The sequence below is a fragment of the Mesorhizobium sp. M7A.F.Ce.TU.012.03.2.1 genome, assembly GCF_004006095.1.
Taxonomy (GTDB): Bacteria; Pseudomonadota; Alphaproteobacteria; order Rhizobiales; family Rhizobiaceae; genus Mesorhizobium.
The window spans coordinates 6,721,602-6,728,125 of record NZ_CP034779.1 but is presented as its reverse complement, the minus strand read 5'-3'; the positions used below and the strand labels follow the sequence as shown (position 1 = coordinate 6,728,125).

The 6,524-nt window shown below is 59.8% G+C and carries 5 protein-coding genes; all 5 read right to left on the bottom strand.

What is annotated here, in order from left to right; genetic code table 11:
• Positions 1 to 1,027: 1,027 nt before the first annotated feature.
• The 5 genes from EJ079_RS33140 to EJ079_RS33120 all read right to left on the bottom strand — a co-directional run bounded on the left by EJ079_RS33140 (position 1,028) and on the right by EJ079_RS33120 (position 6,423).
• Positions 1,028 to 2,338: an HlyD family type I secretion periplasmic adaptor subunit gene (locus EJ079_RS33140; RefSeq protein WP_127811239.1), complete on the bottom strand. Its 1,311-nt coding sequence runs from the start codon at positions 2,336 to 2,338 to the stop codon at positions 1,028 to 1,030.
• A complete protein-coding gene (locus EJ079_RS33135) occupies positions 2,338 to 4,083 on the bottom strand; it encodes a type I secretion system permease/ATPase (RefSeq protein ID WP_127811238.1) in 1,746 nt (581 codons plus the stop codon). Before EJ079_RS33135 ends, EJ079_RS33140 begins: the two co-directional genes overlap by 1 nt.
• Positions 4,084 to 4,184: 101 nt before the next feature.
• Entirely contained in the window at positions 4,185 to 5,576 is a 1,392-nt protein-coding gene (locus tag EJ079_RS33130) for a family 16 glycosylhydrolase (protein ID WP_127811237.1), read from the bottom strand.
• A gap of 336 nt (positions 5,577 to 5,912) precedes the next feature.
• Complete coding sequence (locus tag EJ079_RS33125) at positions 5,913 to 6,176, bottom strand: hypothetical protein (protein ID WP_127396655.1); 264 nt, start codon at positions 6,174 to 6,176, stop codon at positions 5,913 to 5,915.
• Positions 6,160 to 6,423 (bottom strand): hypothetical protein, encoded by a 264-nt coding sequence (locus tag EJ079_RS33120; protein ID WP_127811236.1) that lies wholly within the window; start codon positions 6,421 to 6,423, stop codon positions 6,160 to 6,162. The genes EJ079_RS33125 and EJ079_RS33120 overlap by 17 nt, the downstream gene beginning before the upstream one ends.
• Positions 6,424 to 6,524 lie beyond the last annotated feature (101 nt).

Here is a 6,524-nt window from a genome sequence, read left to right as displayed (position 1 = left end):
GGCGGGGGTGGGCCGCCGCAAGCACAAGCTAATATATGACCGGCTTTAATGCCTATGGTGTGATCGCGGAATCGCTTGACGGGCAGTCTAGGCCATCGGGACTAATTGCTGCGCTTTCATTCTGCCAGTAGCTTGTAGGTCTGGTCATTTAGCCACCTTTGTGCCCAGATTGGTCGGCACGCTCACCGTCACCGGTGCTTGGTAGTTGATCGTGCCGACCTCCCTTTTTGCTACGTGGAATCGATGCCCCTGTGGCAACCGAAGAAATTGGCGAACGCGCCGCATTGAAGCTAGTCCGAGCGCTGGCGAAGGCCATTATTGAGACCGTGGAGCGTTTGACGCGAAAATAGTTGTGCCGGATAATAACGGGCGATTGTACGTTTCCGACAATCCACAATCCAGAACTATTAGACACAGTCAAAGTATCGCAGTATAGCGGCCGATTCCGCGAGGCTTTTAGCGGCTTTAGAGCCCGCTATCGCCCCTTGATGGTGGGCTATTTCTTAGCAGACCAAAGTCTTATTCTTGAAATCCAATGGTCTGATACATGCATTTCACTCCCTTTACGTTCATTGGATGTTCTATTAGTTTATAAAATACTTATATAACATTGGGCGACAGACGAAATAGGCCCGCCACTGAGGACACAACTACAGCGGCGGGCCTTGCTTTTGAGGCTTGGCCGGGGTTGGAAGCCAAGCTGCAAACCCAACTTCGATTTCAGAAACAGGTTCCAGCCTTATGAAAAGATTTAACGCTTGCCGGCTTTTGCAGGTAGGCCCGCCGCTGAGGTCACAGGGACGGGCCCTGCACCAGAGCTTGGACTTGAGGGAGGGAGTGTTCTCACACCATGCAAATTCCGAACTTCGCTTGCGGATGCATGTTCCTCACGTCGGTTCGAAAAGGGATTGTCGTGGTCATCGATTTCGGTTGTGACACCCGAGCCCGCCGGCAGCATCATGCAGGCGGCAGGCCCAATGAAGAGCTCGCGACGGGGAGCGGCCGGTCGTTGCAGCCCGGGCGCGTTTCACTCCTCCCGGAATGCTCGCTGGATCTGATCGGCCAGGGGCTTGACGAGATAGGACAGCATCGTGCGGCTGCTGGTCGAGAAGAACACCTCGACCGGCATGCCGGGCGCCAGGGTCAGTCTTTTGAGTCTGGCAAGTTCCGTGCGCGGCAAAACGATATGCACGGTGTAATAACCGGCGCCGGTGCGCTCGTCGGTGCTGAGATCGGCGGAGATCTTGCTGACGGTTCCGTTGAGTTCAGGCGTTGTGCGCTGATTGAAGGCCGAAAGCCGCAGCGTCGCCTCCTGCCCCTGTTTCAGCTGATCGATGTCCTGTGGCGCGACACGGGCTTCGACGGTCAGTTGGTCCGCGACCGGCACGATGAGCATGACCGGTTCGCCCGCAGTGATGACACCCCCAATCGTATGTACGGCAAGCTGAAGGACGACGCCGGCCTGCGGGCTGCGAATGTCGATGCGCTTGAGCTGGTCTTCGGCCGATACCTTGCGTTCGACGAGTTCCGAGAGTTTTGCCTGGACCTCACGCAGTTCGGTGGCGACTTCGCTGCGCAGATCCTGATCGATCTGGATGATTTGCAGGCGGATTTCCGACGTGTGGCCTTTCGACTGCGCTATCGCGGCGGTCAGCTGCCCATGTTCAGCCTCCAGCCGCACGGCCTCGCGCTCGAGAGCGGTGATGCGATCGATCGAGACCAGCTTGCGCTGCCATAGTGTGCGCATGCCCGCGAGCTCGGTTCCGATCAGCTTGATTTCCTGGCTCTTGGCGTCCTTTTGCTCGGTCAGGCCGGAGACTTCTTCGGCGAGCTGGGAGATACGTTCCGCCAACTGCGCCTTCTGGCCAGCGCGTGCCTGCCGGCGGAACTCGAAGAGCGACTGCTCTCCGGCCATTGTGCCGCTGACATCCGGATCGTCCCGCCGAGACATCAGCGACGGCGGAAAACCGATGGCGTCCGCACCGTCGCGCTCGGCCTTGAGACGTGCCAGGCGGGCATCGAGTTCATCCGCGCTCTTGGTGACAATGGCCAGATTGGCGCGGGTGACGGTTTCATCGAGATGAATCAAAACCTGTCCCGCTTGCACGGCATCGCCTTCGCGCACGAAGATCTGGCCGACCACGCCGCCGGTTGGATGCTGCACCTTTTTGACGCTGGAATCGACAACCAGCTTTCCCGAGGCAATGACTGCGCCGGAGAGGTCGGTCACCGCTGCAAGGCTGCCCGCTCCACCGACCAGAAGGATGGAGGTCGCAACGCCGCCGAGCAGATAACGTCGAATGGTCCGATCGATCACCGATGTCGCCCTCTCCGCCATCAGAGCGCCGCCTCTTCAGGACTTGAGACAACTTTTAACGGAACACTGATGGGGCGGGTCACCTTGGTCATGATCTCATTCTTCGGGCCAAAGGCCTGGATACTGCCGTTCGTCATGACAAGGATCTGGTCAAGGCTTTGCAATGCACTCGGGCGATGCGCCACCACGATGGCCATGCCGCCTCTGTCGCGCACGCCCTGGATCGCCGCCGTCAAGGCGGCTTCGCCGTCGGCATCGAGATTGGAATTCGGCTCGTCGAGTATGACAAGAAACGGATCGCCATAGAGAGCACGCGCCAAGGCGACCCTCTGTCGCTGGCCCGCCGAAAGCGCCGACCCGGCCTCGCCGATACGCGTTTCATAACCTTCAGGCAGGTGAACCACCAGATCATGAACACCGGCGGCGCGCGCGGCGGCCAGTATCTTGTCCGAGGGGGGCTGGGGTTCGAAGCGAGCTATGTTCTCGGCAATGGTGCCATCGAACAACTCGACATCCTGCGGCAGATAACCGACATGCTTGCCGAGTTCTTCCGACGACCACTGGTCGAGCGTCGCACCGTCGAGCCTGACGGTACCGCGCACTGGCAGCCAGACACCGGCGATCGCTCTGACGAGCGAGGATTTTCCCGAAGCGCTCGGACCGATGATGCCGAGGCCGGCGCCCTTCTGCAGCACGAAGCCCGCATCCTGGACGACAAGGCGACGCTCGCCCGGCGGCGCCACACTGATGCCCTCTACCGAGAGGCGAAACGACGGTGGCGGAAGCGAGACACTTGTTGCTGCCTCGGGCAGCAGCCCCAGAAGCTGAGTCAGGCGCGCCCAGGCCTGTCGGGCGCTGACGAAGCTCTTCCAATGCGCGATCGCGAGTTCGATCGGTGCCAGCGCTCGGCTCATCATGATCGAGCTGGCGATCATGATGCCGCCCGTCGCCTCCTGATGGATGACGAGCCAGGCGCCGATCGCCAGGATGCCGGATTGAAGCATCATGCGCACGACTTTCGATGTCGTTCCGAGCGTCCCCGCCAAATCGCTCGCCTTGGCATTGGTGCTGAGATAGTCGGCGTTGATGCCTGACCAGCGCTCGGCGATGCGTGGGCCAAAACCCATTGCCTGAAGCACCTCGACATTGCGGCGCGTCGCCTCCGCCAGCGTGTTGCGCGCAGCGGCCTGCGTGTTGGCACGTTTCGCGGGCTGCCTGGTGCGCACCTCCGCAAGCAAGGTCAGGCCAAACAGAATGACGGCGCCGAGCAGCGCGGTCATGCCGATCCAGAAATGGAACAGGAAACAGATTGCGAGGTAAAGCGGCATCCAAGGCAGGTCGAACAGCGCGGTCGGCCCAGCGCTCGACAGGAACGACCGGACCTGATCGAGGTCCCGCAATGATTGCAAGCCATCGCCGGTGAGCTTCGTGCGCAACGGCAGACGCATCAGTGCGATGTAGACCTGCCCGCTGAGCCGCGCATCGAGCGCCATGCCGATACGCACCAGCAGCCGCGATCGGATCAGTTCGAGGACGCCCTGAAAGACGAACAGCGTGCCCGCAAACACGCAAAGGCCGACCAACGTCGGCACGCTGCGGCCGGGAATGACGCGATCGTAGACCTGCAGCATGAAGAACGAGCCGGTCAGCGCCAGGACGTTGACGACCCCGCTCATCAAGGCGATGCCGACGAATGCCCGGCGAAAGGAAGCGAATATCGCCGTGAGCGTCGTTCGCGGCGGCTCAGATGGATGGATGTGAGACATCTTCCTTCACCTCGGGTCCAGCGCGGGCGCAAGCGGCAATGAACGCGTCCAAGACCGGTTGGCGAAGGGTGTCGGTTTCACTCCATCTTTCAGCATGGCACCTAGATGAACCAATCATTCAGCGCGTAGGCATGGACATAGTCGACGTGCATTTCAGAAGGGGTGGCAAGCCCGTCGGCGGGCGCTCCCGCCATGCCGCCGACAGCCTGGTCGACCAGCATATACATTGGCTTGTGCATGTCGGCAGGCGTTGGTGCGCGGGCAACTTCGACATCGTCGAAATACCAGACCAGCTCGCTTGGGGTCCAAAGCACCCCATATTTGTGGAACCCTTCGGTATCCGCTGCATATACGGTCGAGGTCACTTTCGTATGCGACCCCGTCGCATTCGAGTGGCTGGTCAGGGTGAGCTTGTTGGGATCCTGGCCGACCATCTCCACGGCGTCCAGTTCCGGCGGCCAGGAGCCATCCGCCGGAAGAAGCCAGAAGGCCGGCCATGCACCCTGCTTTTCGGGCATGTCGGCTCGAATTTCGAAATAACCGTAGGTCTGTGCGAAGGAATGGTAGGTCGTCAACAGACCTGACGTGTAATCATAGTTGTTTATGTAGGGCTTGATCGCGTCGGGAGCCCGGGCGGCCGTAATGGTGAGAACACCGTCCTGGACGCTGAACGGGTTGACCGAACTCGTGGGGGCGTAGCTGGTGTCGATATACCACTGAAGCTCGCTGTTGGTGGTGAGCGAGCTGCCGTTCGGAGCACCCCACCAGAAGTTCGTGTCCCAGGTCCCGCTAGAACCGCTGTGCAGGTTCAAAGTATTGAACTCGTCCGAGAAGGTGAGCGTCAGATGCGACTTGTCCAGGGCGAGATCGAACTGGTTGGCGCTGAACTGGTCGATGGTCTTGTTGGCGAAGACGAGAAACTCGGTTGGCGACAGGGTGAGTCGGACGTTCGATCCCGACTGCACCATGTTGGCGTGCACCTGGTCGAAGGAGGTGAAGCCGTAGCCTCCGACGCGCACGGTGTCGTCGGCGCCGAAGTCGAGAATGAGGTCGCTGCCATTGCCCGTTTTGACGACAAAAATGTCAGCGCCGGAGCCACCCTTGAGAACATCGTCGCCTTTCAAGCCGTCGAGCGTCTGCTGGCCGGAACCGCCGACGATGATATTGTTCAGAGCGTTTCCGAAGGCATATTGTTTATCGCCCGTGACAGTCAGATTCTCAAAATTCGCCGGCAGCCTGTAGCTCATCCAGGTCGAGATCGTATCGATGCCCTCGTTGGGCAGCTCCACCGCTTTGTTTTTCGCGGAGTACAGGTAGTAAATATCGTCGCCCTTGCCGCCATACATCGTGACGCTGACGCTGCCGTCGCCATACAGCGAATCGTTATAGATGCTGCCGTAGAGGGCCGGGCCCGAATTCGTTGCCGAGTACCACTTTGCGGAGGACCCACTATAGGGGAGCGGAACACCCTTGGCGTTGGTTACGGTGGCCATTTTACTCACAGCTCCGTTGGTTTGTTCCAAGCCCTAACACGATGGAAGGCAAAAGGAGCCGATACGTTTTGTCTTCCAACGTGGGAGGGTTACCAAAGAGTAAATGCGGAGGGTCCGGGCGCGTCCGTCAGGCCGTCAGTGGGGAACTTGAGACTGTTTTCGACGGCGCACTCAAACCACAATGAAGGCGTCCGAAAGGGGCGGCGAACTTGCGGCAGCAACGCCGGCGTTAGCGGGCCGCCGGCGATGGAGGCCGCTCCGGGTTGACGGTTGCACACCGTCTCGCAGGGCGCAGGCGGCCCTAGCTGCCGAAACACTGGCGTCATCCCTCTCAGTTCAGAGCCCAAGGGTCTGGCCTGTTTCCATCTGAAGGAAATCTGCCGACGAATTCCGGAACACCGCGTCTTGGAACGCGTCGACGGCAGAGCCGTGGGTGACATCGACCAGCACGGCCGCTGCGGCTTCAACCTTGTCGGCCGCTTCGTCAACCTTGTTGAAACGCATCAGCATTCGATCGTGGAGCATCGACAACCGCGTGGCGTGATAAAGCACGCTGCGCTTGTGGTAATCCGAGTCCAGCGGCTCAAACAGTATTGTCATGACGGCAACTCCTCGCCATTTCATGTCCATTCGGGGTGATTTGGAGGCCGCCCACGTATAGATATCGGTCTGGCGCTCCCGCGGCCTCCGTCACGCGCTGTTGAGCTGCCCGGATCCTGCAGCACAGGGCGATATTCACCACGCCATTTTTCCTGTCCGTTTCTTCCTTTGCGCGCTTCAACGATTTCTCGGCGCGTTTGACGCGCAACCTTGAACTGCCAAGTTCGAAATCAAGAATTTCAGCCATCGTTCCGCTTCCTATGCGGTTGCGGTCCCTTCGGCTGATAATTACGGCTGTTCTGTTTGGTTCCGGCCAATCGCGACTCGGCTCCAGATTTTACAGGAGCC

What these genes read in the sequence shown, in the direction of transcription:
- EJ079_RS33140 (WP_127811239.1), bottom strand. Translation starts at nt 2,338, where the DNA reads ATGGCGGAGAGGGCGACATCGGTGATCGATCGGACCATTCGACGTTAT.
- EJ079_RS33135 (WP_127811238.1), bottom strand. Translation starts at nt 4,083, where the DNA reads ATGTCTCACATCCATCCATCTGAGCCGCCGCGAACGACGCTCACGGCG.
- EJ079_RS33130 (WP_127811237.1), bottom strand. Translation starts at nt 5,576, where the DNA reads ATGGCCACCGTAACCAACGCCAAGGGTGTTCCGCTCCCCTATAGTGGG.
- EJ079_RS33125 (WP_127396655.1), bottom strand. Translation starts at nt 6,176, where the DNA reads ATGACAATACTGTTTGAGCCGCTGGACTCGGATTACCACAAGCGCAGC.
- EJ079_RS33120 (WP_127811236.1), bottom strand. Translation starts at nt 6,423, where the DNA reads ATGGCTGAAATTCTTGATTTCGAACTTGGCAGTTCAAGGTTGCGCGTC.